Below are 22,999 nucleotides of genomic sequence, written 5' to 3'. Positions count from 1 at the left end.
GGAGAGTTTAATGAATGACGTTCAACTTATTAAAAATTTAGGTGGAGTTAACGCTGTTGCAAGATTCCTAGGTATTACACCTGCATCTGTATCTGGGTGGAGCGCAATACCTGTTGATCGAAAAATCAGGCTTGCAGTCATAGCAGAAGATATGGGGGTATGTACAAGAAAAGAACTCTTTCCTGCTACATATCAAGATATTTGGATTGAATTGAGATCATCTGAGAGTGAGTTAGTTAATTTTGACTCATCAAAAAAATAAAACCGCCATCTGTTCCAGCAGAGGCGGTTTTACATTTGGAGTAAACCAAAATGAATAAACCGATATTAGCACAAGATTTAGACAATGCAAATGATGACCAATGGTGGGTTGATCATGATGCCTATGCAGATGCACTTAAGGAATTTCGCTCAATCGAAGTTGAGTTACAGAAGGCATTAGGTGTGGTGAGAAAATGCAAACCAGGTGAGGGCGCTTTCATTGGTGACATCCTTGAGGATCTGGAAAGAAACAGGGCCGAGTTTGGATTGCTTAATCGATTTAAGTCAGCACACAGAAAAATGATTGAAGCGAAAGGAAAGCTATGATCATCAAATTTAAGTTAACTAAACCTCTTCTAAGCCCCTTGCAAGCCCCTTTAAAGGAGTTAAATCATGCGTGATTACGCCAAAATATCCCCTAACTTCTGGGCTGGGAAAACTGGCAAAGAATTACGAAAGTGCCCAGAGTCATTAATTGTATCTATGTATTTGATTACATGCCCACACGCCAATATGTTGGGGCTTTTTTATGTTCCACTTTTATATATTGCCCATGAAACAGGATTAGGCATACAAGGGGCTTCAAAGGGGCTTCGATGGGCTGAAAGTGCGGGATTTTGTAGTTATGATGATGATACTGAGACTGTATGGGTTTATGAGATGGCAAGATTTCAAATTGCTGATCAACTTAAACCCACAGATAAGCGCAGTATTGGTGTTCAAAATGAATATAACTCATTGCCATCAAACCCTTATCTAGCAAGCTTTTACGATAGATACAGTAAAGCATTCTGCATGACTCAAAAACGTGATAGCTCTTCAAAAATAACCACTAAATTACAAGCCCCTTCTAAGCCCCTTGCAAGCCAAGAGCAGGAACAAGAGCAGGAACAGGAAAAAGAACAGGAGCAGAAACAAGAGCAAGAGCAAAGCGCAAACGCTGAAAATTCTCTTGATCAAGTTTTAAAAGTCTGGACACCTGATGTGAAACAACTCAACGACTGGTTAAAACAATCTGGCTTGATGCCAATGACACCTGAATTGATTAATCAAATCTTGCCTGAGATAAACGCTTACTACCAAACCAAACTTGAATCTGGATCAATTAGATCAAATCAGATGTATTCGAATTTTGTGAAATGGGTTAAGCGAGATCCACGTCTGTACATCCAAACGCCTGATGAACAACAGATCGAGCAAGAGGACACAACCCCACCACCCGAAATCAAACCAATACCGGTGAAGTATGGCCAAGGTCTGGGAGGTGGTAAGTGAATACCCAATTTAATATTTTGGGAGTGGCTGAGGACCAGTTGTCCGATCCAGCTTGTGAATTAGCTCTCTTGGTTTCAATGTTCACATACAAGGAATGCTGCGAGTTTATTTCACAGACAAACGAGTCAATTTTCACCATCCAAACCCATGTTGTTTTATTTCGTGCTATGAAAAAACTTCACGAAAAGGGTGAACCGATTGACGAAGTCACAATCATGACTTCCTTGAAAACATTAGGCACTGAAAAACAGGGTGTAAACGAAAAATACATTTTGGATTTATTCCAGAATGCACCAGTCACCCTAAGCAACAATGTTTCGTCTTACTTGAAAACATTGCAAGACTTGGCAACTCGCAGAAATCTTAGAGATGCAGGTAACCGCATTCAAAAAATTGCCAATGATTTGAGTAATGGCACAGCAGATGATGCAATCGCAAAGGCAAATAGTGTTTTGAGTGATATTGGTACAGGAACCAATGATGATGATCCAGAGCCATTAATTAACTCATTGGTTGATCTCTATGACGAGGTCAATAAGATCCAGACTGAGAAGATGGAAGGAACTTATGCTGTACGAGGTGTAAATACTGGTTTCATTGCCTTGGATAATAAAATCGGTGAAATTCAAAACGGTGATTTAGTCATTGTTGCAGCACGGCCAAGTATGGGGAAAACCGCATTTGCCCAAAATATATCAACCCATATTACAACCAATCTTGTTAAGCCTGTTTTATTTGAATCAATTGAGATGAAAAAGAAAAAAATCTCAAGACGTATTACCGCAGCGATGGGCAGTGTTGAATTAAAAAGAATGCAAAACGGTACCATGGAGCCAGATGATTGGACGGGGTTTGCAGATGCGGTAAAGCTTATGCAGCAAGCACCATTTGACATCAAAGATGGTGTGGTCACGTTGGTTGATATTAGGCGTCATGCTAGAAAAACCAAAGCGAAATTTGGCTCATTAGGCGCTATTTTCGTTGATTATCTACAATTGATAGCAACACCTCACTTGAACCCGAACATATCCGAACACGAACGTTTAACTGCAATTTCCAAAGGCTTAAAGAATATTGCCATGGAATTTGATTGCCCTGTATTTGCTCTTAGCCAATTAAGCCGCGATGTTGACAAGCGCCCAAACAAAAGACCTGTAATGTCTGATTTACGTGGTTCAGGAGCGATTGAACAAGACGCAGATGTAATCCTATTTCTTTATCGTGATGAGTATTACAACAAAGACAAATCCCAGTTTAAAGGGATGCTTGAGGTTATTGCCTCAAAGGTACGTGATGGTGAAACAGGCGAAACATTCCTATTTTCTGAGTTGCAATACAGTCGCTTCTCAAATGTTTCAAATGAGAACCTGGAGTATTTCCAAAAGCAACTAACCAACGTGGACCAAAAGTCAAAATTTAAATCTGGGATGGCAGGGATATGAACATGACAAATAATGACCAAAATTTAAATGCTGGCTTAATGGATGAATGCAGAAAGGCGTTTGAGAAAAATAGGTTTTGGATTGGAGTTTTTAAAGCTGACGTTGTTTTTAAAAGTGAGATTGGCGAATTTGGCTTGTATGAAGCTTTAAATTCAAAGGTGGAAGCTGAATATCTAGTTGAGTTTAATAATAAATGGGTCATTTGGTATCAGTGCTGGAAATACCTGCAGGCCGATATTGATGAATACAAGATGGTTAGCGAATCAATCGAAGACCTGTATTTACTTGAACGTAAAAAAGTTAAAGCAGTTGAGCAGGTATTGATTGATCTAAAAGAATCAATGACCAACTTTAAAGAAATGGATCTGTACGACAAAGGTGTTCGAGTTGTAACGGATTACATTATTCGAGATTTAGAAAAAGCCTTACGAGGTGCGCAATGAATAGTGATTCAGTTTTATATGTTTGCTTAACCATTTTTGTTTTGGCTTCCATGTTTCAAGAAGCTATTACCAAGTTTTTAGCGGGGTGACTGATAGTGATTACATGGGTGACAGTTTGGGTTTTGACAGTGAGTTTTAATAGTGAATCATACAATCGAACCGATAATTTAAGGGCGTATTACCAGCTTCAGTATGCAACACAATCCATTTGTGAAAAGCAAAGAAAAAATCACGAGCAACATGGGAAGAAGACACGTTGTGATTTCCAACAAATTCCGGTGGTGACTAAATGACAGATTTTCAGGCAGCGTTAATATTTTTAGGTTTTCTCATTTTTTGTTTTTTTGGCTTTCTGACTTGTGTGACGGTATGGGGTGTTTAATGAATTCTAAAGTAACGATTATGCAATCAGTGGACTGGAATAAATACAGTTTAGAAGAGTGGCTTTATCAATTTGGAGCATGGCAACATTCCAATACAGGTACTTGTGGAAGAAGCATAAATCCAATCGCTGTGGCTATGGATGAGGCTGTTGTTAAGCGCAAAGCAAAGAAGATTACCAGTAAGGAGCAAATTATTGCTGACTGGATCAATGATGATTCGAAAGCCTCAACCCCTAAAAAAAACAAGTATTGTTGCGAGATATCAGATAATGAAGCAAGAGCTGTACAGCGCTTAATTCTTGATATTCAAGGCACATCAAGCATTTTAGATGAGTGGCTAGATGCGATAATTGATCGGTATTTCTATGGCAATTCATGGCCCAACATGGTGATCAAGGTCGGGCAAGCTGATAACCCTACAATCATTCGTTCAGAAATGGATGCGCGGTCCGATGTTAAGTGCGGTCTAGCTGCTCTGCATAGTCGATATTCATTCATTAGATACAAGTAAGCAAAGGAAGAACAAAAGATTATTGAAAAATATGCAAATAAATTTAGTTGATCTCTTGACCCTGTACAGGGTATATGGCATATTCGTGTTATAGTTAACGCAGTGTATAGAATTAATACAGTGCATCAAAGTTTTTGATTTCCATACCCATCTATTCCAATACGTGGGTATTTTTTTGTCTAAAATTTTATAAAGGTGCTTGTGACGTGCACAAGCGTATAATGGGAGAAAGGTCATGAAAGATGGCTATGGTTTAGGTTAAATAAGACTGCAGGTCATAATAAAATTAAAAGGTGCGTAACAGCGCCTTTTTTGCGTCATTAGCTCAACCGGATAGAGCATGGGTTTTCTATACCAATGGTTGTGGGTTCGAGCCCTACATGGCGTGCCAGTTTAAATCGCGCGAATTGTACTCGCTTATTTGTAGTTTGTGCAGACTGTTAAAAGTATTAATTTCATTTAAAATCAATATTATTGATTAACATGGAGTTAATAGTGAAAATTATTCTCGTAGAAGCATTTAAACATCTAAATGGTAGTTTTAATTTGGTTTTTGAAGAAAGCTTAGGTGTACAGCCTTCTTACCCAAATTGTATCGATGAAACTGGTAAAAATGTTTCCATAGGTAGAGTTGGTGAAGATTCAAGATATATTCATCATATTGACCGTGATGAGATACGTTATCTCATTTATTTCAATGGCCCACTTATTGGGGATGAAGTTGAAGAGCTGGAGAAAGGATTAACAAGGTATCTTGAAAAAAATTAATTACAAGAGATCCTCAAGCATACGACCCACTTTGGTGGGTTTTGCATTTCAGGAGAAAAACATGCTCCGAATCAAACAAATCCTCTGCCGACATGTTTGGGAATATTCAGATTTCTTTACAGTGAGAGAGTGTCGGAAGTGTGGGAAGGTTAGGCCTATTTAGATTTTAAAGAGAAGTGATTTATGCTGTATAGCGGATCAGGCAATTCTAATCGGTCACTTCATCTTTAAAATTGAACTATTCGGGAATTCCGAATAGCTGATAAGCGCAAAACGTGTAGCAGGGTAAATGTATGTTTAAGGGGGATGACATCAAATGTCACCCTTAATTAGGTGTAATCACACCATTTTAAACCTTTCGAATTCGAAACCTTTAACCACCTCAACGGTGGTTTTTTAATGCCTAGAGGAAAGTGGGATGAACTTCTTTGAAATGATTTATCACTCTGGACCTGAAGATTTTAAGTATGATTTCTATAAGAACAATACTGAAGAATCACGAAAGCTTTTTTGTGATCGAATGCTAAAAGAAGCAAAGCAAGAGTTGGATAATCTAAAACAAGAAAATGATGTAAATGATTTCCTATTGAATATGTACCAAGAAGAAATAAATGCACTGAATCAAATGAAAGATGAATTCATAACGAATGGTCGAGCAAAATTTGATTGTTATGTTTCGCTTTGTGTTGCTGAGAGAACTTTAAAGGATGTGTAAATGGATAAACAGGAAGCACTAACAAATCTCAAGCGATATGAATCAGAGATCAGTAAATATCAAAGCTTATCTCGTGGACTGATGACTCGTGATGAAATGATTGTCATTGATCGAAAGATTAGTCAGTTAAAAGAAAGAACAAAAGCAATTAGAAGTATGTTGAGTGATTGATCTTACTTGGATAATTTGATAATTTATTGTTTCTAAATTAATTATAGAGATAATAATGAAATCAAAACAATATATCTTAGTAAATATTTGTGGAGATAAATTTGGATTCTCAGATATAAGTAATAGCGGGAATCTAGAACTTTATCTATCTGGTCAAGAATATGATAAGTCGTCTTTTGAATTTGAATCTGCAAGTATTATTCTTATATTTGAAGCCAACTTAGAAGATGACATAAAAGAGATGATCCATAAATCCTTTCGTAAGCAGTTAGTTGGTTAATAACTAAACCTCCTTCGGGAGGTTTTTTATTGGGTGATGAAAGTAATGCAGAAAAAATAAAAGCCCATCAATTGGGCTTCTAATAAAGACTTCACAGTTGCCGTGATTCTTTTTGGGTGGCGTCCTTCGTTCTTTCGATTGACTACAGGCTGGTTACTGCTTCTGTCAATAGGAGTTCAAAAACTTACCTAACGGCAGGAACCCTGTGCATTGAATCATCAAGCCATCGGGAAGTCCTTGCTCCTGCATTAATAATTATAAGTTTTGATTTGAAGTTAATCAATTGGGAGATTCATTTATGGAAGATATTGACCTTCCGAAAGGGAGTGAGCCCTTAAAAAACAATCAACATGAATTGTTCTGCAATGAGTATCTATTTGATTTAAACATTACTAAAGCCGCAATTAGAGCTAAATATAGTGAAAAATCAGCAAAACAGCATGGCTTTGTTGTATTTAGTAGACCAGAAGTAAAACAAAGAATTGAGTTTCTTAAATCAGAGCGAGCAAAGCAATTACACATTGAGCAGATAGATGTTCTTCAAAGGCTTTGGGCTATTGGTACGGCTGATCCAAGAGAACTGGTTAAACACAAATTAGTTAATTGTCGTTTCTGTTGGGGTGAAGATCATCAATACCAGTGGCGTGATGAAGCAGAATTTGAGAATGCTTTACAGCAAACGATAGCCGAAGAAAAAGAAATTCAAAAAGAAGATCCAGCTTATTCGGCCAATTATCCAACCGATGTTGGTGGGTATGGATTTCGCAGAACCAAGCCGCCTCATCCTGAATGCCCGTCATGTGATGGCGAGGGCAAGGGCTATTTACATCTTGAAGATACTTCAACTTTAAGTGAGTCAGCTCAATTATTGTATGCAGGCGCAAAGCAAACAAAAGAAGGTGTAGAAATCAAAATGCATGATCAAATGGCTGCTTTGAAGTTGGTAGGTCAACACATGGGCCTATTTAAAGAAAAAATTGAGCATGATATTTCAGATCCACTCAAAGAACTATTGATTAGAGCAAGTGGAAATACATTAAAACCTAAAGGATAAAACCATGACACCAGATGAGCTTGAAAAAAACTTGTCTGATCCGTGGTGGCGTCTAACAAGTGGTTTTTTATATCAGATACTTATTAAGGGTGATGAAGATACAGAAGGTCTTAAAGCTTCATTCATACCAAATGAACATCAAATCAACTTCATTGAAAACCTTCACTATAGAAATGTAATCCTTAAGGCTCGTCAGCTTGGCTTTACAACAATGATTGCAATCTATTACTTGGATTGCTGTCTGTTTGGTGAAGGCGATACTCGCGCAGGGATGATTGCGCAAGATAGACTAGCAGCAGAAAGTCTATTTCGAGACAAAGTTAAGTTTGCATACGAAAATTTACCTCCTGAGATTAAAGAAAGATTCCCGTTAGGTCGAGATAGTGCAAGTGAATTATTGTTTGCTCACAACAATAGCTCTATAAAAGTTGGAACATCAATGCGTTCTGGTACTTTGCAGTACTTGCATGTATCTGAATTTGGAAAGATTTGTGCAAAATTTCCCGATAAGGCTAAAGAGGTCTTAACAGGTTCAATTCCTGCTGTATCTCCAAATGGAATCATAGTTATTGAATCAACTGCAGAGGGTGAAAGCGGTGCGTTTTATGACATGTCTGAAACCGCACGTAAGAATAAAGAATCTAATAAGGATTTATCGAAGAAAGACTATAAGTTTCACTTTTACCCATGGTTTGGGGCAAAAGAATATGCTCTCGATCCATTTGGCATTGTTATTACTGAGAAAGATCACGCCTATTTTGATTCAATTGAGCAAGAGTGTGGTGTAACACTTTCGATTGAACAGCGCGCATGGTGGTGTGCAACTCGTGATACTGATTTTAGTGGCGAGTCACAGTTGATGTGGCAAGAGTACCCATCAACTCCTAAAGAAGCCTTTAAAAAGTCTAAGGAAGGCTGCTGGTACACAGAACAATTTACCCGGATCAGAAAAGAAGGGCGGATTTGTTCAGTTCCATATCGTGAGGGTGTCCCTGTTAATACTTTCTGGGATATTGGTAACTCAGACGGCACAGCAATTTGGTTTCATCAAAGAGTTAGAATGCAAGATCTATTCATATCATTTGATGAGGGTTGGGGTGAACCTTACGCATATTTTGTTGAGCGCATGCAAAAGCGTGGCTGGATATGGGGTACGCACTACCTACCACATGATGGTGCTCATGCAAGACAAGGTGAAAGTGCTAATTTATCCCCACAACAAATGCTAAAAAATTTAGGTTTGCAAAATATTCAAATTGTGCCACGTGTAGCTGAGTTAATTCATGGAATTACCAAAACTAGAGAATCACTAGTAAATGATGTTTGGTTTGATGAGGTTAACTGTAAAGAAGGCTTGATTCACTTGGAAAACTATACAAGAAAATTTAATAAGCAAGCCCAATCATATTCCAGCGAACCAGTAAAAACTGATGGCAACTCAGAAGCAGCTGATGCTTTCAGGCAATTTGCACAATCAAGAGATTTGATTGGTGTTATTAAAAAACCAAAAGTAACAGTAATCCCCACTGCACATCACTGGTAAATTAAGAGGTCAAGTTGTGGCTAAATCAAATGAACAACTTGCCAACATTCTCACTCAAGCAAAAACACAATTCGATAAGATTCAAAGCGCTGTACGTGAAGAACGTCAACAGTGCCTAGAAGATCGTCGTTTCTATTCAATTGCGGGTGCTCAATGGGAAGGCAAGCTTGGTGAACAGTTTGAAAACAAACCTAAGTTCGAAGTAAATAAAATTCACTTAGCTGTTATTCGCATCATTAATGAGTATCGTAACAATAGAATTAGCGTTGATTTCATTAGCAAAGATGGATCAAAGAATGATGATCTAGCTGAGACTTGCAACGGTCTTTATCGTGCAGATGAGCAGGATTCTTGCGCTGAGGAAGCTTACGACAATGGCTTTGAAGAGGCTGTTGGCGGTGGTATGGGTGCATGGCGTTTACGTGCTTGTCTCGAAGATGAAGAAGATGACAAAAACGACTATCAGCGTATCGTGATTGAGCCTATTTTCGATGCTGATTCATGTGTTTTCTTTGATTTAGATGCAAAAAGACAAGACAAGGCAGATGCAAAATTTTGCTTTGTTCTATCTTCAATGACAGTTGATGCGTTCAAAGACGAATATGATGAAGACCCTTCAACATGGGATAAGTCAATCAACAATACAGAGTTTGATTGGTGTTCAGGTGACGTGGTTTATGTTGCTGAATACTACAAAATCGAAACTGTGAAAGAAAAGATTCATATTTTTGAGCTGATTGATGGCACACAGGAACGTCACAGTGAAAAGGAACTGGAAGAAAATCCAGACCTAAAAGTTAGACTTGATGCTACAGGCGCTCAAGAATTCAGAATTAAAACAGTCTCAAAGCGCAAAGTTCATAAATACATCTTATCTGGTAGCAAAGTGCTTGAAGACTGCGGAATTATCGCAGGCAAACACATCCCAATTGTTCCTGTTTACGGCAAACGTTGGTTTATTGACAACATTGAGCGTTGCATGGGACATGTTCGTCTAAGTAAAGATGCACAACGCTTGAAGAACATGCAGCTTAGTAAGTTGGGTGAAATTAGCGCCTTATCAGCTGTTGAAAAGCCAATCATGGCACCTGAGCAGGTTGCTGGGTTAGAACAAATGTGGGCTAACGATAATTTAGTGAACAACCCCTACTTACTCGCTAGCCCTCTTACAGATGCCAATGGCAATATTATCGCTCAAGGGCCTATTTCATATACCAAGCCACCGCAAATCCCTCCAGCAATGGCGGCACTAATGCAAATATCAGATATTGATATTAAAGAGCTTCTTGGAAATCAAGAACAGGGTGAAAAAATAGCTTCTAACATTAGCGCAGAAGCTATTGATATGGTTCAGACACAGTTAGGCATGCAAGCCTATATCTATGTATCAAACATGGCTAAGGCTATCAAGAGATCAGGTGAGATTTGGCTTTCAATGGCCTCAGAAATCTATGTTGAAGATGGTCGAAAAATGAAGACTGTTGGTGAACAAGATGAAATTGACAGCATTGATTTAGTTCAACCAAAAATAATCGATGGTGAGCAAACATATGCAAATGACTTGTCAAAGGCAAAGTTTGATGTAGCTGTCGATGTTGGTCCAACTTCATCAAGTCGTCGTTCCGCAACAGTTCGTGCATTAACTGCCATGCTTCCAATGGTCACTGATCAAAACGACCAACAGGTATTGTCTTCAATGATCATGTTGAACATGGAAGGTGAAGGCATTGGTGATGTACGTGATTATTATCGTCAGAAATTACTACGCTTAGGTGTTGTCAAGCCAACTGAAGAAGAGCAACAGCAACTTCAAGCCGAAGCGCAAAACCAACAACCTGATCCAAATTCATTGTATTTACAAGCTGCAGCAGAAGAAGCTTCTGCCAAGGCGCAAAAAGCAAAAGCTGACACAGTTCTGGTAAGTGTTAAAGCGGAAGAAACGAGAGCGAAAACCGCGGAGACATTAGCTCGTATGAATCGAGAGGATCAACAAGCTGTATTAGATATGGTTCAGCAAATCAACCAAGCCACAACGGTATCCGCTCAGCCTGAAATGAGTGAGGGAGTTCAAAATGTCTGATTATGAGCAAGAGCAACAAAATTTAGATGCTGAAAATCAAGATTTAGGTAATCAGGAAGAAGGTAGCGAGCATCGAGATGATGCAGCACAACCTAATACTGAGGAACAAAATCAAGAAGTTGAAGAATTTGTTGTGACTTACGGTGATGAAGAGCCAAAGAACGAATCAAATGATGATGAATTCAATGGTCAGCCAGCACCACAATGGGTGAAAGATCTTCGTCGTAAAACCAAAGAAGGTGAGCGACGAATCAAAGAGCTTGAATCTCAATTATCTCAGAATCAAAAACCACAAGAGGTAGTGCTGGGTGAGAAGCCCACACTTGAAAGCGTTGGTTGGGATTCAGAGGAATACGAAACAAAGCTTGCTGAATGGTATGAGCAAAAGCGCTCACATGATGATCAAGAACGCAAAAAACAAGCTGAACAGGAAAATGCAACTAAAGCTTGGCAAGAAAGATTGTCAGACTATGAAGTTAAAAAAAATGCAGTAAAAACCAAAGTGAGAGACTTTGATGAAGCTGAAGAATTAGCACGAGATGTGTTAAATGAAACCCAGCAAGGCATTTTAATTCATGGCGCTAAAAATCCTGAACTGATCATTTACCACTTAGGTAAAAACCCAGAAAAAGCGAAAGAATTGGCAGGTATTAAAGATCCTATTCAATTCGCATTTGCTGCTGCAAACATCGATGCTCAAATCAAAGTGCAAACTCGAAAACCACAAACAAACCCTGAACGAAAACCTAGCGGATCCGCTTCTCTATCCAGTGTAATTGATTCAAAACTTGAAGCTCTAGAAAAAGAAGCTGATCGAACAGGTGATCGCTCAAAAGTAATTGCATACAAAAAATCATTGAAGAAATAAGGAGAGCCAAATATGGCTAATAACTTTTCAAAAGAAGAGCGCGTAGCATTTGATAAAGTCTTAGAAGATTTTGATGATCTACTTGTTATTTCACGTGCTGCTGACAATTTAAGTTTAGGCTCAGATCAACAAAGCGAACGACAATCTGATCGTTTGTGGTTGCCACAGCCTTATGGTGCAGTAACATATGATGGCATTGATCAGACTGCAAATTTTGGTGACATTACCCAATTGTCTGTACCTGTTGGCCTTGGTATTCATAAATCTGCACCAGGTTCTATGAACTCAAAAGATTTACGTGATCCAGTTCAGTTGCAGCGATATGGACAAGCGGCCAAGAAGAAGCTGGCAAGCGATATTAACTATTCATTATTTATGACAGTTGCAATGCAAGGTTCTATTGTTTCAAAGGTGACAACAAATGCCACTGGTTATGATGATGTTGCTCAAATTGATGCCCAATTGACAGAAATTGGTGTGCCATTGCAAGATCGTGTTGCATTCTACAGTCCACGTGATTACAACAAAATGGCTGGTGATTTAGCTAAGCGCCAAACCGTACAAGGTAAAGTGCAGGCAGCCTATGAAAAGGCTTATGTGGGTGATATTGCTGGATTCGACACATATAAGAACGACCAAACCATTCGTTTACCAGCTGCAGCTGCAACTGGTGTGACAATTAATGGCGCTGGTCAGCGCTATGTGCCAGTTGGGTCAACCAAAGATGCGGCAGGCAATACGACAAATATTGATAACCGTTGGCAAAATATCAATGTGACTGTAACTAGTGGCACATTAAAGGTTGGTGATGCGTTTACAATTGCTGGAGTAAACTCAGTGCATCACATTACCAAACAAGATACAGGACAATTAAAAACGTTCCGTGTAACAGGTATTGTAACTGGCGCAGGCGGAACAGGTACCATTGCGATTACCCCGCCATTAATCGCTGCTGACAGCTCACCTACTCGTGCAGAGTTACAGTACAAAAACGTGACTGCCGCGCCAGCAAATGGCGCTGTAGTAACTTTCTTGAATACTGCGACAGCAGCAATCAACCCATTCTTTGTGAAAGATTCGTTAGTGCTTATTCCGGGCTCTTTTGCGGTTGATCCGCAGGATGGTTGGCAAGTAATGCGTGCCACAACCGATCAAGGTATTGGCATCACATATGCTCGTCAGGGCAATATCAATGATTTCTCAGTGAAGTATCGCTGGGATATTGATTACGGTGTTGGTTTGCTTAATACAGAGTTTGCAGGCATTCAATTGTTCAACCAAACTTAAACCATAACACTTTGACGACAAATGCTCGCTATATGCGGGCGTCGTCACTTTAGGAGCGTAGAAATGGCTAAATATCGCAAAAAACCTGTGGTCATAGATGTAATCATTTGGGATGGGGATGCTACAACAGCGAACAACTTTCTTGGTGAGCACTACACGGTTGACTGGGAATACGAGCAAGGTACTGGAAATATCATTATTCCAACGCTTGAAGGCAACATGATTGGCCAAAAAGGCGACTACATCATCAAGGGCGTAAAGGGTGAGTTTTATCCATGTAAGCCTGATATTTTTGAAGCAACTTACGAGGTAGCATAATGTCACACGAATACCCAAAAGCCCTACACAAAGGTAATCAGAAAAACTTTGAAAGCCTGATTGCTCAAAATGTTGAGCAAGAAGAAGAGCTTCGTGAAAACGGCTATAAAAACTATTCTGAATTACCAGAGTTCAGCCAATCGGTTGGTGTTGCTTCAGGCTCTGTTTCAAATACAAAAGAAGAACCAGACCAAGTCAAAACAGAACTTCTTGAAGCATTAAAAAAGAATGAATGGTATGAAGAGCAACTTCAAACCGCTCAATCTGAATACATTTTAAAAGTGAATGAGCTCCAAAAAGAAAACTCAATCCTGAAATTCAATGCCATGGATGCAACAGAACTTAAAGAAATTCTTGATTCCAAAGAAGTTAAATATGGTTCACGTGATGGCAAAGATGTACTGGTTGGTTTGGTCATTGCTGCGGTTTACCCGGAAGAAGTTGAGTAATCATGTGTTGGGAAGTGAGAAATTTCCTCAATCTAATCCATGTCATTCCCATCAACGACCTTAAGAAACACACCTACACTCATGATTGCATATGTAATTGCAGCTATGAAGATGGTGTTTATGTTCACAATGCTTTTGATGAGCGTGAATTAACTGAAAATTTACCAAAAAGTTGAGGTGCTTATGTCATGGACTAAGCGTCAGATTATTGAACGTGCTTATGAAGAAATAGGTTTGGCTGCTTATGTCTTTGACTTACAGCCTGAGCAGGTCGAAAGTGCCAGACGGAAACTTGATTCAATGGTTGCAGGATGGTCATCTAAGACTATTCAAATTGGCTACCCATTACCAAGCGAGGCCGACTCAAGTGATTTAGATCAAGACACGAATGTACCTGATTACGCCATCGATGCACTTGCATTTAATTTAGCAATTCGAATTGCACCAAGTCATGGTAAACAAATCTCACCTGATATTCGCATTACTGCAAAAGGTGCATACAACGACCTGCTAACAATGGCAGTCAAAAACCCACCTCAGATGAAATATAGCTGTGCGCTTCCAAGTGGCGCAGGGCATAAACACCGATGTGATAAATTTATTATCAACAAGCAAGACAATAACATTTTATCACCAAATCAAGATGTGGAGCTCTTTAATGACTAAACGATTAAATACTACTGATTCTTTGATGATGGGTGACCAACTTGTTATGTATCGTGGCAATTGCACTGATTTTAGAGCATTGCCATTTGATATTTTGGTTAAAGAAATACTTGATTTAATTCCGAAACCAGACTTTAAAACACCTGAGCTTCAAAGATTTAACCCAAATGATAACTTCACGGTTGATGTTGATAAAAACGAAGTGGGTACTTATTTGGTTATTAATCCTTCTATAGCTATAGATTCAGGTTGGATTAATCTGCCATCAGTTGATACCGCGACAGATGGTTATGAGGTAATTGTTAGTTGCTCTGAGCAAATCAATAATCTAACTATTGATGGCGGCGATAAAGCAGTAATTGGTGAGCCTAATGCAATCAATGCCACAGGTTTTTTTAAGATGAAGTACGATGATTTATCGCATACATGGTATCGAGTGGGGTAAACATGCAAATACCAATCCTTAGCGGAATTTATACTGATGAAAACTCGGATTTTCGCTCATCCTACCCTAGAAACTTAACCCCTGTGCCGAAAGAAAACGGATTAGCAAACGGATATCTTCGCCCGGCAGAAGGAATCTTGCAGTTTTGTGATTTGTTGGGTGTAGACCGGGGAGGGATTAACTGGAATGGTATTTGTTATCGTGTTTGTGGCGATCAACTTGTAAAAGTAAATAGTGATGGCTCAGTGGTCCAGCTTGGCTATGTTGGTGGCACAGGTTATTGCAACTTTGATTACTCTTTTGATTATTTGGCTGTCAATAGTGGGGATAATCTCTATCTTTACAAAGATGGCATTCTAAAACAAATCATAGATGGTGATTTAGGTGTGGTTAAGGATGTTGTATGGGTTGATGGTTATTTCATGACAACTGATGGTGAGTTTCTAGTTATCACTGAACTAAACAATCCTTTTGAAGTTAATCCGCTTAAATATGGTTCATCTGAAGTTGATCCAGATCCAATAAATGCACTATTCAAACTTCGTAATGAAATCTACGCCCTCAACCGCTATACAATTGAAGTTTTTGACAATGTTGGCGGTGAAAATTTCCCATTTAGTCGAATTGATGGGGCTATGGCAACACGAGGCACATTGAGCCCAAGCACATGTTGCAAATTTCTAGAAACAATAGCGTTTGTAGGGAGTGATAAAAACGAGCCAATTTCTATTTATTTATCTGCTAACGGCACAACTCAAAGGATTGCCACGAGAGAAATTGACCAAATTCTTAGGGCCTATACTGAGGATGAGTTATCCCACTGTCTTTTAGAGTCTAGAATGGTTGATTCTCACCAGTGGCTATATTTTCATTTACCTGATAAGACTATTGTTTATGATGCGGCAGCATCCACAGCAACAAACCAGCAAGTCTGGTTTTTTTTATGCTCTGGATTTGGTGAGGTGCAGTATTTAGCGCAAAACCATGTGTGGTGTTATGACAAATGGATTGTTGGGCATCCCAAGGAAAATAAACTTGGCATCTTAACCAGTAAAGAGGGTGAGCATTGGACTAATGTTGTTGAATGGTCATTTGATACTTCAATTATTTACAATGATTCTTTTGGCGCAATATTTCATCAAGTTGAATTAGTGGCTTTAACAGGAAGAACGTTATTTAGTCATAATCCAACAATTTGCACTCAATATTCACTTGATGGAGAGACTTGGTCATTGGAGCGGTATATTGGAGCTGGAACAATTGGGCAGAGAGACAAGCGACTTGTTTGGTTTCAGCAGGGCCACATGCGTAATTGGCGAATACAGAGATTCAAAGGGACTTCAGAAAGCAGGATTTCGGTTGCTCGATTAGAGGTTCAAGTTGAACCACTGGGGGTTTAAATGGCTTTAGTGGATCCAAAAACACCACCAAGAAAAGATTTAGAAAGAATGTGTGGTGGAGATCAGCGTCTTGTCAAAGCATTTGAAAAGCTATTTGAATTAATTCCAAGTGAATTAAATAGGGGTAGTGATGATGTGTCTAGTGCGCAGATTTCTGCAGACAATGCTTCAACTCAAGCTAATTTCGCAGGTTCATTTTTAACTAGTTTCGAGTATTTGATTAATTTCATGGCTTTACAGCCAGCATTTGCACAAATCATTGATAACTCTTTAGGAATTAATCCTACTCAAGAGCAAATTACATCAGATTATTTGTATCCAATCTATCAGCAAATTGAATGTTCAAATCCAAATTTTGAGATCACATAAATGGCAACTGTAACCGCAAAAAATTTAGTCACATCTAAATTTATCGAAAACTCTCAAACAACCCAATATACAGCTCAGAATGGCAAAGCATTGATTGATAAATGCACTATTACCAATGTAACTGCAAGTGCAGCAAAATTTAGCATTAATTTGGTGTTAACCGGTTCAGCTGGGACTTCAAATCTAATCATTAAAGATCAATCTGTTGCAGCTGGAAATGTATATTTATGCCCTGAAGTTGTTGGGCATGTCCTTGAATCAGGTAGCTCTATTAGCACCATATCGGATACCGCAAGTGCACTGGTTTTGCGAATTTCTGGTCGTGAGGTGGTGTAGTGAACAATTTCCATATTATTACAACTGCTGATGTAAACGGCTTGATGTTAAATATAAAGCGACATCCTGAATTTTGGAAAGAAGATACTTTTCTAAGAGATTATCAGCAAGGTCCATTTGGTGAAATCGAAAGCATCATGCTTCGTTTTCCTGAAAAGCGTGTTTTTGAACAAGAAGAAGAACTTGAAAAATATAAGCGTGGTGAAAGTCAATTTGATCAACATGAAAGTATTGATTATCCATCTTTTGCGGTTCTCACAGAAGCTCGTGCTATTGTTTTCGGTTTGATGTCGCTTGTGCAAGGCGAACGTTTGGGTCGAGTAATGATCAATAAGATCAAACCAGGTGGGAAAATCTACCCCCATGCAGATTCACCTGAACACACAGATTACTACACAAGATTTCATGTGGTTTTGCAGTCATCTGTTGGCTGTTATTTGCGAGCTGGTGATGAGCAGCTTGAAATGAAAACAGGTGATGTTTTTTGGTTTAACAATAAGCTTGAGCATGAGGTTGTGAATAATTCTGCTTTTGATCGTATCTCAATGGTAGTGGACATCAAGGTGAAAAAATGATTACAACACATGTCGAAAGCTTTCAATCCAATTTAGATTATCTTAAGCCGTTACTGCCAATTCATTACAAGGAATTAGCTTTAAATCAGGATAAAGTTCCATTATCTCCACAATTCGATCGGTATATTGATGCTGAAAACCGCGGTGAATTACTTTTTGTTGCTTTAAGGAATGCGGGCGAGATTGTTGGATATTTTATTGGATTTGTTGCACCAGCATTACACTACTCAACTTGCCTAACATGTCAAATGGATATCTTTTATGTCTTGCCTGAACATCGTGGTGGTGGCGCAGGCTTTCAGCTGTTCAAGTATGTGGAGCAGCAATTAAAGAAACGTGGCGTTCAGCGCATGTTTGTGGGCTCCAAGATGCACAAAGATGCCTCTTGGTTGTTCGAAAAACTAGGATATGCTCCTGTAGAGACATATTATTCAACTTGGTTGGGAGATTAATATGGTAGCAGCCGCAGTCGTTGGTAGTGCTGTTGTTGGTGGCGTTATGTCAAGTCAAGCACAAAAGAAGGCAGCAAAAAGTGCAGCATCAGCTCAATCAGAATCAAGTCAAGCTGGAATTGATGAGCAAAGACGTCAGTTTGATGCAATCCAGGCGCTAATGAAGCCCTATGTAAATGCTGGTGCACAAGGTTTAGGTGGTCAACAAGATTTACTTGGCTTGAATGGTGCTGATAAACAACAAGCAGCTATTGATGCGATTAATAATAGCTCAGCTATGCAAACCTATATGCAACAAGGTGAGAATGCGATTTTGCAGAATGCATCAGCTACGGGTGGTTTGCGTGGTGGAAACACTCAATCTGCATTAGGCCAATTTAGACCACAATTACTCAATCAATTAGTAAATCAACAATATCAAAATCTAGGTGGATTAACCTCACTTGGGCAGAATGCAGCCGCAGGCGTAGGTAATGCTGGAATGCAATCAGCAAATAATATTTCCAATTTAATGCAATCTGTTGGACAAGCCCAAGCAGGAAGTGCATTAGCTCAAGGTCAAGCAAATGCAAATATGTGGAATAGTGTCAACAGTGCCATAGGTAATGTTGGTGGTGCTTACTTATACAATAAAGGTTTCTGAGGTGAATCATGGCGCAACCTTATAACTACATGCTGGATATTCCAAATCCTGTTGACACGGTAAGTCAAAGTATGGCTAATGGTTTTAATATGGCTGCTAGTGTTGATAAGGCACAGCAGCAACGTGAGCAAGTTGCTATTCAGAAAGCTCAACAGTCTAAGATGAACAGTGACTTGCAGTATCTTGCGAGTAACCCAAGCCCTGAAAACTATTCAAAAGTGATGACTCTTTACCCTCAACTTTCAGAAAACCTTAAGCGTTCATATGAAACAATGGACGACGGGAAAAAGAAAACAACTCTTAGCCTTGCATCTCAATCGTATGCAGCACTCATGAACAATCAACCTGAAGTAGCAAAACAGGTATTAAATGATGCTGCAACGGCTTATGAAAATTCTGGGCAGACGAAGGATGCAGGTGTTTTGCGTGGTTATGCAAAAATGGTTGAAAACAATCCAAATGCGGCACGAACTTCAATTGGAATGTTAATGGCTTCTACCAATCCAGATAAATTTGCTGATATTTATGGAAAACTTGGTGACGAAAGTCGTGCCAGTGAAATGCAACCTCTTGAGATGGCTAAAACTGAAGCAGAAACAGCAAAAATCAATGCGGAAGCTGGTGATATTCCACTTGCTGCAGCTGATCGAGCCCAAGGAGTCATAAACCAAGGGAATAAAATTGAATACGATAACCAGTTTAACTATGACAAGCTGGATCAAGATCAAACTCAATTTTATGCTGGCTTAGACAAAGATTATAAAATTGCAGCAGATAAACTTAGAGCGGTGAAAAACGAAACGACCACTCAAAGAGTTGAAAGACTAGAGAAGGCGCAAAGTTACGCTTCTACTGCGGTAAATGCATCAGGTACAGCTAAGTTGGCAGCAGAATTAATCAATGATTATAAAAAATTATCAGATGCGAGTGGTGCGGGTGTTTGGAATGCTGCGATGCGAAATATACCAGGTACTGCTGAATATGATTTTGCTCGTCGTGTTGAGACCCTTAAGAGCCAAGCCTTCCTTATTGGTGCACAAAGCCTTAAGGGGTTAGGCGCTATGACAGAGATGGAGGGTAAAAAGGTGACTGATGCACTTGGTAATTTGGATTTGAGTCAAAATACAAAGCAGGTAGCTATGCAACTCTCAGCTATTGCAAAATCTGCAAACAGTGTAGCTCAGGCTGCAAACAAGAATGCTCAAATGTATTCTACAAAGGGATATGGTTACTCAAAGTTTATTAAAGAGGCTGCCGATCAAAGAGGTGTAACACCAGCTGAAATGCAAAAGATTGCTAATGATCTAGGATTGTAAAAATATATGATATTCTCTCTTTATTCGTAAGGAGAGAATTATGGAAATTCTTGGCTGGATTGTTGCTGGTTTTATTTTTTGGTGGACTGCACACCAGCATGATAAGAAAATGAATGAAAATTTCATGAATTTTCTGATTAGGATTGAAAATCTTGAGTATAGATCGCAGGAATTGGAATTGCTTAATGATAATAAAGATGATGAAATTTTAGTTCTTAAGGAAAGAATCATAGATTTAAATGAAAGACTATTTCAGTTAGAGAAGCCTTATCAAAAAAGTATTATTGATGATTTGGATTAATTTTTCGAGTAAAAACTGAAAATAATTCACATGATCTGGATTTTTTAATTGGTATATAGAATCTTTAAAGTTTTTAAAATTAAACGTTTTACACAAACCACCTTCGGGTGGTTTTTTATTTTCTGAGGAAAAATTATGGCTAACTGGCAAAAACAAGTTTTTCAAGCTTTTAAAAATGCTGGGTTAAATGATAATCAAGCTAGAATAATTACCGCAGAAGTTGGGCGAGAAGGATCATTTTTGCCTGAAAATCTCTTTGGTTCACACGTTGATGATAAAAATAAGAAAACAAATATTGGCATGCTATCTTGGCAAAATGGGAGGGAGATTCCATTAGTTAGATCATTGACAAAAAATGGATTAATTGAAAATGGGAAAATTAAACAAGGTCAAGAATCTCTTGATTTAATGGCAAGATATTCGCTTAATGAAATGCGAACCAATCCCGAATACAAACAAACAAAAAATGTATTTCTAGATAATCCTGATGTAGATTATAAAACAGCAGCTCAGGTTCTAGGCACCAACTATATTAAATGGCGCTTTAATGATCCAGAGTATAAATCTGGACACACCAATAGGGATAATTATTATGCTCAATTAGGTGGTGAAGTAGTAAACACAGCAAGACAAGATTATCGCGAAAAGTCTAAGAAATTATTAGCTGAATATGATAAGCGGCAAGCTGCTAAATCAGCGCCAACAAACACAGAAAGCAATGAAAGTAAAATGAATCGCCTACTTAAAGCTTTCGATGAAAAGAAACAACAAGCAAATGCCACCCAACCCCAAGGTCTTCCAGATTTTGATGCGAATGGCAACATTACTCATGAACAACCGCCAACTGAAGTTAAACCCGAACTAACCTTTACAGATCGTTTGAAAGGAGCAGGTGAGGCTGCATTGTCCACGGTGACTGGTATGACAACAGGTGCAGTTGGGTTTGTTGATGGAGCTTTAGGAGGTTTTGGTCGTGCAGTTGATTCTGGAACATTTGGAACACCTGAAGGCGCACGACAGATTGAGCAAAGCGCATCTGAAGGGGCGGCAAATTTTACCTACGCGCCTAGAACCCAAACAGGTCAAGAATATGTACAAAAAATTGGTGAAGTTACTGAACCTTTAGCCGCATTCATTCCTGCAACTGCTGAAATAGGTTTAGCTGCTCAAGCAGCAAGAAGTGCAGCACCAGTAATTCAAGGACAAGCCATTCGTGCTGGTCAAGCTACAAATCAAGCCATCCAAAGACCCATTCAAGCCACCACTAATGCAATTAGATCGGGAGTTGATGGTCTTAAGGATGCAGTAGGCTTGAATCGCGATACTGGCACAAATCCAGCACCAGCAAACATTGGTGCGGCCCAAGTTGATCAAGCGACTATTCGTGATGCTTTAGCACAAGATTTACCTTACCCTCCCCAATTGACTCAAGGCCAATTAACTCGTGATCCTGGTCAATTAAAATTTGAAACTGAAACTGCTAAGAATCCCAATCTTGGCACACCAATTCGCCAGCGTTATGAAGAACAGCATGAGGTTATGCAACAAAATCTAGAAGCTTTTATTGATGATACAGGTGCGCAAGCAACTAATATGCGTGAAGTTGGTTTGTCTGTTGATAGTGCACTTCAAAAACAAATGAAAGCTGATAAGAATCGTGTCCGTGTTGCATATGCTAAAGCTGACAAATCAAATGAAGCTCAATTACCTGTAGATCTGACACAGCCAGTTAGAAATGGAAATGACACCTTAACTGTACTTGATTATCTAAACTCTCAACCAGACCTTAAATCAACCCCTATTATTTCTGATGCAAAATCCATAGCCACTAAGTTAGGCATTGCGAATAAAGATAGTAATGGGGATTTAATTCCTGCTAGCCCTACAGTTCAACAAATGGAGAAATGGAGATCGGAGATTAATCAAAACACAAACCTTGAGCCTACCAATGTACGTCAAACCGCAATACTGAAAAGTTTGATTGACCAACATGTTGATCCTGTTGCTGGACCACTTTATCGAGCTGCTCGTGTTGAGAGAAAACGGATGGCTGATCACTGGGAAAATCGAGCAATCATTAAGGATCTTACAACCAATAAAACTGGTAGTAGTGACAGAAGAGTTGCGCTTGAAGACGTACAGAAGCGAATTATTCATGATGGCTCACTTGATGACATGAGGTTTGCTAAACGCACCCTTTTAACATCAGGTGAAGAGGGTAAGCAGGCTTGGCGAGATATTCAAGGTCAAACACTTCAAGAAATCAAATTGGAAGCAACAAAAGGTGTGGCGCCTGATGCACGTGGAAATCAAATGATAAGTCCAGCAGCTTTAAATACAGCAATTAATAAGCTGGATAAAAGTGGTAAGTTGGACTTTATTTTTGGCAAACAAGGTGCTGAAAAACTACGGGCAGTAAATGAAATATCCAAGACTCTATTTACTGTTCCTACATCTTCGGCAATTAACCATAGCAATACTGCAGCAACACTAACAGCTGCTATGGATATCGCCTTGTCAGGAATGTCAGGATTCCCAGCACCAGTGGCGTCAGCGCTTCGTCTAGCAACAAAACACATCAAGGACAACAAAGTGCGTGCAAGAGTGCAAAAAGCACTAAACCCAAATCAATCACGACCTTAAATTAA

General features: G+C 39.1%; 28 protein-coding genes and 1 tRNA gene. All 29 read left to right on the top strand.

The genetic code is table 11. From position 1 onward, the window contains the following. The first annotated feature begins 10 nt into the window (after nucleotides 1-10). The 29 genes from AC4CUY_RS13405 to AC4CUY_RS13265 all read left to right on the top strand — a co-directional run bounded on the left by AC4CUY_RS13405 (nucleotide 11) and on the right by AC4CUY_RS13265 (nucleotide 22,994). On the top strand, nucleotides 11-262 hold the full coding sequence (locus AC4CUY_RS13405; protein ID WP_314340173.1) for a Cro/CI family transcriptional regulator: 252 nt from the start codon (nucleotides 11-13) through the stop codon (nucleotides 260-262). 50 nt (nucleotides 263-312) lie between these two features. Next, on the top strand, nucleotides 313-588 hold the full coding sequence (locus AC4CUY_RS13400) for a hypothetical protein (RefSeq protein WP_490774252.1): 276 nt from the start codon (nucleotides 313-315) through the stop codon (nucleotides 586-588). A 66-nt stretch (nucleotides 589-654) separates the two neighbouring features. Further along, complete coding sequence (locus AC4CUY_RS13395; protein WP_490774251.1) at nucleotides 655-1,536, top strand: hypothetical protein; 882 nt, start codon at nucleotides 655-657, stop codon at nucleotides 1,534-1,536. Then, a complete protein-coding gene (locus AC4CUY_RS13390; protein WP_490774250.1) occupies nucleotides 1,533-2,978 on the top strand; it encodes a replicative DNA helicase in 1,446 nt (481 codons plus the stop codon). Before AC4CUY_RS13395 ends, AC4CUY_RS13390 begins: the two co-directional genes overlap by 4 nt. Nucleotides 2,979-2,980: 2 nt before the next feature. Continuing rightward, nucleotides 2,981-3,421: a hypothetical protein gene (locus AC4CUY_RS13385; protein WP_490774249.1), complete on the top strand. Its 441-nt coding sequence runs from the start codon at nucleotides 2,981-2,983 to the stop codon at nucleotides 3,419-3,421. 381 nt (nucleotides 3,422-3,802) lie between these two features. Further along, nucleotides 3,803-4,315, top strand: a complete 513-nt coding sequence (locus AC4CUY_RS13380; RefSeq protein WP_419318449.1) for a hypothetical protein — start codon at nucleotides 3,803-3,805, stop codon at nucleotides 4,313-4,315. 314 nt (nucleotides 4,316-4,629) lie between these two features. Continuing rightward, nucleotides 4,630-4,706 (top strand) — tRNA-Arg (locus AC4CUY_RS13375). A 104-nt stretch (nucleotides 4,707-4,810) separates the two neighbouring features. Continuing rightward, nucleotides 4,811-5,083 (top strand): hypothetical protein, encoded by a 273-nt coding sequence (locus tag AC4CUY_RS13370; RefSeq protein ID WP_490774248.1) that lies wholly within the window; start codon nucleotides 4,811-4,813, stop codon nucleotides 5,081-5,083. Nucleotides 5,084-5,501: 418 nt separating this feature from the next. Further along, nucleotides 5,502-5,798 (top strand): hypothetical protein, encoded by a 297-nt coding sequence (locus AC4CUY_RS13365; protein WP_490774247.1) that lies wholly within the window; start codon nucleotides 5,502-5,504, stop codon nucleotides 5,796-5,798. Continuing rightward, the gene (locus AC4CUY_RS13360) at nucleotides 5,799-5,969 is read left to right on the top strand and encodes a hypothetical protein (protein WP_490774246.1); all 171 of its coding nucleotides are present in this window, start codon (nucleotides 5,799-5,801) and stop codon (nucleotides 5,967-5,969) included. Nucleotides 5,970-6,024: 55 nt separating this feature from the next. Further along, nucleotides 6,025-6,249: a hypothetical protein gene (locus tag AC4CUY_RS13355; protein WP_004725001.1), complete on the top strand. Its 225-nt coding sequence runs from the start codon at nucleotides 6,025-6,027 to the stop codon at nucleotides 6,247-6,249. 298 nt (nucleotides 6,250-6,547) lie between these two features. After that, a complete protein-coding gene (locus AC4CUY_RS13350) occupies nucleotides 6,548-7,303 on the top strand; it encodes a terminase small subunit (RefSeq protein WP_419335332.1) in 756 nt (251 codons plus the stop codon). A 4-nt stretch (nucleotides 7,304-7,307) separates the two neighbouring features. Then, nucleotides 7,308-8,846, top strand: coding sequence for a terminase (locus AC4CUY_RS13345; RefSeq protein WP_490774245.1), 1,539 nt, complete (start codon nucleotides 7,308-7,310; stop codon nucleotides 8,844-8,846). Nucleotides 8,847-8,862: 16 nt separating this feature from the next. Continuing rightward, nucleotides 8,863-10,926, top strand: coding sequence for a portal protein (locus AC4CUY_RS13340; RefSeq protein WP_490774244.1), 2,064 nt, complete (start codon nucleotides 8,863-8,865; stop codon nucleotides 10,924-10,926). Beyond that, nucleotides 10,919-11,794, top strand: a complete 876-nt coding sequence (locus AC4CUY_RS13335) for a hypothetical protein (protein ID WP_490774243.1) — start codon at nucleotides 10,919-10,921, stop codon at nucleotides 11,792-11,794. The genes AC4CUY_RS13340 and AC4CUY_RS13335 overlap by 8 nt, the downstream gene beginning before the upstream one ends. Nucleotides 11,795-11,806: 12 nt before the next feature. Then, a complete protein-coding gene (locus AC4CUY_RS13330) occupies nucleotides 11,807-13,081 on the top strand; it encodes a P22 phage major capsid protein family protein (protein ID WP_490774242.1) in 1,275 nt (424 codons plus the stop codon). Between the two features lie 63 nt (nucleotides 13,082-13,144). Next, the gene (locus AC4CUY_RS13325; RefSeq protein WP_490774241.1) at nucleotides 13,145-13,399 is read left to right on the top strand and encodes a hypothetical protein; all 255 of its coding nucleotides are present in this window, start codon (nucleotides 13,145-13,147) and stop codon (nucleotides 13,397-13,399) included. Beyond that, nucleotides 13,399-13,848 (top strand): hypothetical protein, encoded by a 450-nt coding sequence (locus AC4CUY_RS13320; protein ID WP_490774240.1) that lies wholly within the window; start codon nucleotides 13,399-13,401, stop codon nucleotides 13,846-13,848. The genes AC4CUY_RS13325 and AC4CUY_RS13320 overlap by 1 nt, the downstream gene beginning before the upstream one ends. Before the next feature lie 183 nt (nucleotides 13,849-14,031). Next, nucleotides 14,032-14,514, top strand: coding sequence for a packaged DNA stabilization gp4 family protein (locus AC4CUY_RS13315; protein WP_490774239.1), 483 nt, complete (start codon nucleotides 14,032-14,034; stop codon nucleotides 14,512-14,514). Continuing rightward, a complete protein-coding gene (locus AC4CUY_RS13310; RefSeq protein ID WP_490774238.1) occupies nucleotides 14,507-14,959 on the top strand; it encodes a hypothetical protein in 453 nt (150 codons plus the stop codon). Before AC4CUY_RS13315 ends, AC4CUY_RS13310 begins: the two co-directional genes overlap by 8 nt. A gap of 2 nt (nucleotides 14,960-14,961) precedes the next feature. Then, complete coding sequence (locus AC4CUY_RS13305; protein ID WP_490774237.1) at nucleotides 14,962-16,359, top strand: packaged DNA stabilization protein; 1,398 nt, start codon at nucleotides 14,962-14,964, stop codon at nucleotides 16,357-16,359. Beyond that, nucleotides 16,360-16,728 carry a hypothetical protein gene (locus AC4CUY_RS13300; protein ID WP_490774236.1) on the top strand — a complete coding sequence of 123 codons (369 nt, stop codon included), beginning with the start codon at nucleotides 16,360-16,362 and terminating at the stop codon, nucleotides 16,726-16,728. Continuing rightward, entirely contained in the window at nucleotides 16,729-17,064 is a 336-nt protein-coding gene (locus AC4CUY_RS13295; RefSeq protein ID WP_490774235.1) for a hypothetical protein, read from the top strand. Further along, entirely contained in the window at nucleotides 17,064-17,639 is a 576-nt protein-coding gene (locus AC4CUY_RS13290; RefSeq protein WP_490774234.1) for an aspartyl/asparaginyl beta-hydroxylase domain-containing protein, read from the top strand. Before AC4CUY_RS13295 ends, AC4CUY_RS13290 begins: the two co-directional genes overlap by 1 nt. Further along, nucleotides 17,636-18,091 (top strand): GNAT family N-acetyltransferase, encoded by a 456-nt coding sequence (locus tag AC4CUY_RS13285; protein ID WP_490774233.1) that lies wholly within the window; start codon nucleotides 17,636-17,638, stop codon nucleotides 18,089-18,091. Before AC4CUY_RS13290 ends, AC4CUY_RS13285 begins: the two co-directional genes overlap by 4 nt. Before the next feature lies 1 nt (nucleotide 18,092). Next, nucleotides 18,093-18,734, top strand: coding sequence for a hypothetical protein (locus AC4CUY_RS13280; protein ID WP_490774232.1), 642 nt, complete (start codon nucleotides 18,093-18,095; stop codon nucleotides 18,732-18,734). A gap of 8 nt (nucleotides 18,735-18,742) precedes the next feature. Beyond that, nucleotides 18,743-20,050, top strand: coding sequence for a hypothetical protein (locus AC4CUY_RS13275; protein ID WP_490774231.1), 1,308 nt, complete (start codon nucleotides 18,743-18,745; stop codon nucleotides 20,048-20,050). A gap of 40 nt (nucleotides 20,051-20,090) precedes the next feature. Further along, entirely contained in the window at nucleotides 20,091-20,351 is a 261-nt protein-coding gene (locus AC4CUY_RS13270; RefSeq protein ID WP_490774230.1) for a hypothetical protein, read from the top strand. A gap of 135 nt (nucleotides 20,352-20,486) precedes the next feature. After that, entirely contained in the window at nucleotides 20,487-22,994 is a 2,508-nt protein-coding gene (locus AC4CUY_RS13265) for a hypothetical protein (protein ID WP_490774229.1), read from the top strand. Nucleotides 22,995-22,999: the final 5 nt, after the last annotated feature.

The sequence above is a fragment of the Acinetobacter sp. 778_lipA genome (genome assembly GCF_058242985.1).
Note: the sequence above shows the minus strand (reverse complement) of the source record. Positions and strands in the feature narration are given on the sequence as shown.

Bases quoted from the DNA above. Each gene is read 5' to 3' on its own strand.
- AC4CUY_RS13405 (WP_314340173.1), top strand. From the start codon at position 11: ATGAATGACGTTCAACTTATTAAAAATTTAGGTGGAGTTAACGCTGTT.
- AC4CUY_RS13400 (WP_490774252.1), top strand. From the start codon at position 313: ATGAATAAACCGATATTAGCACAAGATTTAGACAATGCAAATGATGAC.
- AC4CUY_RS13395 (WP_490774251.1), top strand. From the start codon at position 655: ATGCGTGATTACGCCAAAATATCCCCTAACTTCTGGGCTGGGAAAACT.
- AC4CUY_RS13385 (WP_490774249.1), top strand. From the start codon at position 2,981: ATGACAAATAATGACCAAAATTTAAATGCTGGCTTAATGGATGAATGC.
- AC4CUY_RS13380 (WP_419318449.1), top strand. From the start codon at position 3,803: ATGAATTCTAAAGTAACGATTATGCAATCAGTGGACTGGAATAAATAC.
- AC4CUY_RS13365 (WP_490774247.1), top strand. From the start codon at position 5,502: ATGAACTTCTTTGAAATGATTTATCACTCTGGACCTGAAGATTTTAAG.
- AC4CUY_RS13360 (WP_490774246.1), top strand. From the start codon at position 5,799: ATGGATAAACAGGAAGCACTAACAAATCTCAAGCGATATGAATCAGAG.
- AC4CUY_RS13355 (WP_004725001.1), top strand. From the start codon at position 6,025: ATGAAATCAAAACAATATATCTTAGTAAATATTTGTGGAGATAAATTT.
- AC4CUY_RS13350 (WP_419335332.1), top strand. From the start codon at position 6,548: ATGGAAGATATTGACCTTCCGAAAGGGAGTGAGCCCTTAAAAAACAAT.
- AC4CUY_RS13345 (WP_490774245.1), top strand. From the start codon at position 7,308: ATGACACCAGATGAGCTTGAAAAAAACTTGTCTGATCCGTGGTGGCGT.
- AC4CUY_RS13335 (WP_490774243.1), top strand. From the start codon at position 10,919: ATGTCTGATTATGAGCAAGAGCAACAAAATTTAGATGCTGAAAATCAA.
- AC4CUY_RS13330 (WP_490774242.1), top strand. From the start codon at position 11,807: ATGGCTAATAACTTTTCAAAAGAAGAGCGCGTAGCATTTGATAAAGTC.
- AC4CUY_RS13325 (WP_490774241.1), top strand. From the start codon at position 13,145: ATGGCTAAATATCGCAAAAAACCTGTGGTCATAGATGTAATCATTTGG.
- AC4CUY_RS13320 (WP_490774240.1), top strand. From the start codon at position 13,399: ATGTCACACGAATACCCAAAAGCCCTACACAAAGGTAATCAGAAAAAC.
- AC4CUY_RS13315 (WP_490774239.1), top strand. From the start codon at position 14,032: ATGTCATGGACTAAGCGTCAGATTATTGAACGTGCTTATGAAGAAATA.
- AC4CUY_RS13310 (WP_490774238.1), top strand. From the start codon at position 14,507: ATGACTAAACGATTAAATACTACTGATTCTTTGATGATGGGTGACCAA.
- AC4CUY_RS13305 (WP_490774237.1), top strand. From the start codon at position 14,962: ATGCAAATACCAATCCTTAGCGGAATTTATACTGATGAAAACTCGGAT.
- AC4CUY_RS13300 (WP_490774236.1), top strand. From the start codon at position 16,360: ATGGCTTTAGTGGATCCAAAAACACCACCAAGAAAAGATTTAGAAAGA.
- AC4CUY_RS13295 (WP_490774235.1), top strand. From the start codon at position 16,729: ATGGCAACTGTAACCGCAAAAAATTTAGTCACATCTAAATTTATCGAA.
- AC4CUY_RS13285 (WP_490774233.1), top strand. From the start codon at position 17,636: ATGATTACAACACATGTCGAAAGCTTTCAATCCAATTTAGATTATCTT.
- AC4CUY_RS13280 (WP_490774232.1), top strand. From the start codon at position 18,093: ATGGTAGCAGCCGCAGTCGTTGGTAGTGCTGTTGTTGGTGGCGTTATG.
- AC4CUY_RS13275 (WP_490774231.1), top strand. From the start codon at position 18,743: ATGGCGCAACCTTATAACTACATGCTGGATATTCCAAATCCTGTTGAC.
- AC4CUY_RS13270 (WP_490774230.1), top strand. From the start codon at position 20,091: ATGGAAATTCTTGGCTGGATTGTTGCTGGTTTTATTTTTTGGTGGACT.
- AC4CUY_RS13265 (WP_490774229.1), top strand. From the start codon at position 20,487: ATGGCTAACTGGCAAAAACAAGTTTTTCAAGCTTTTAAAAATGCTGGG.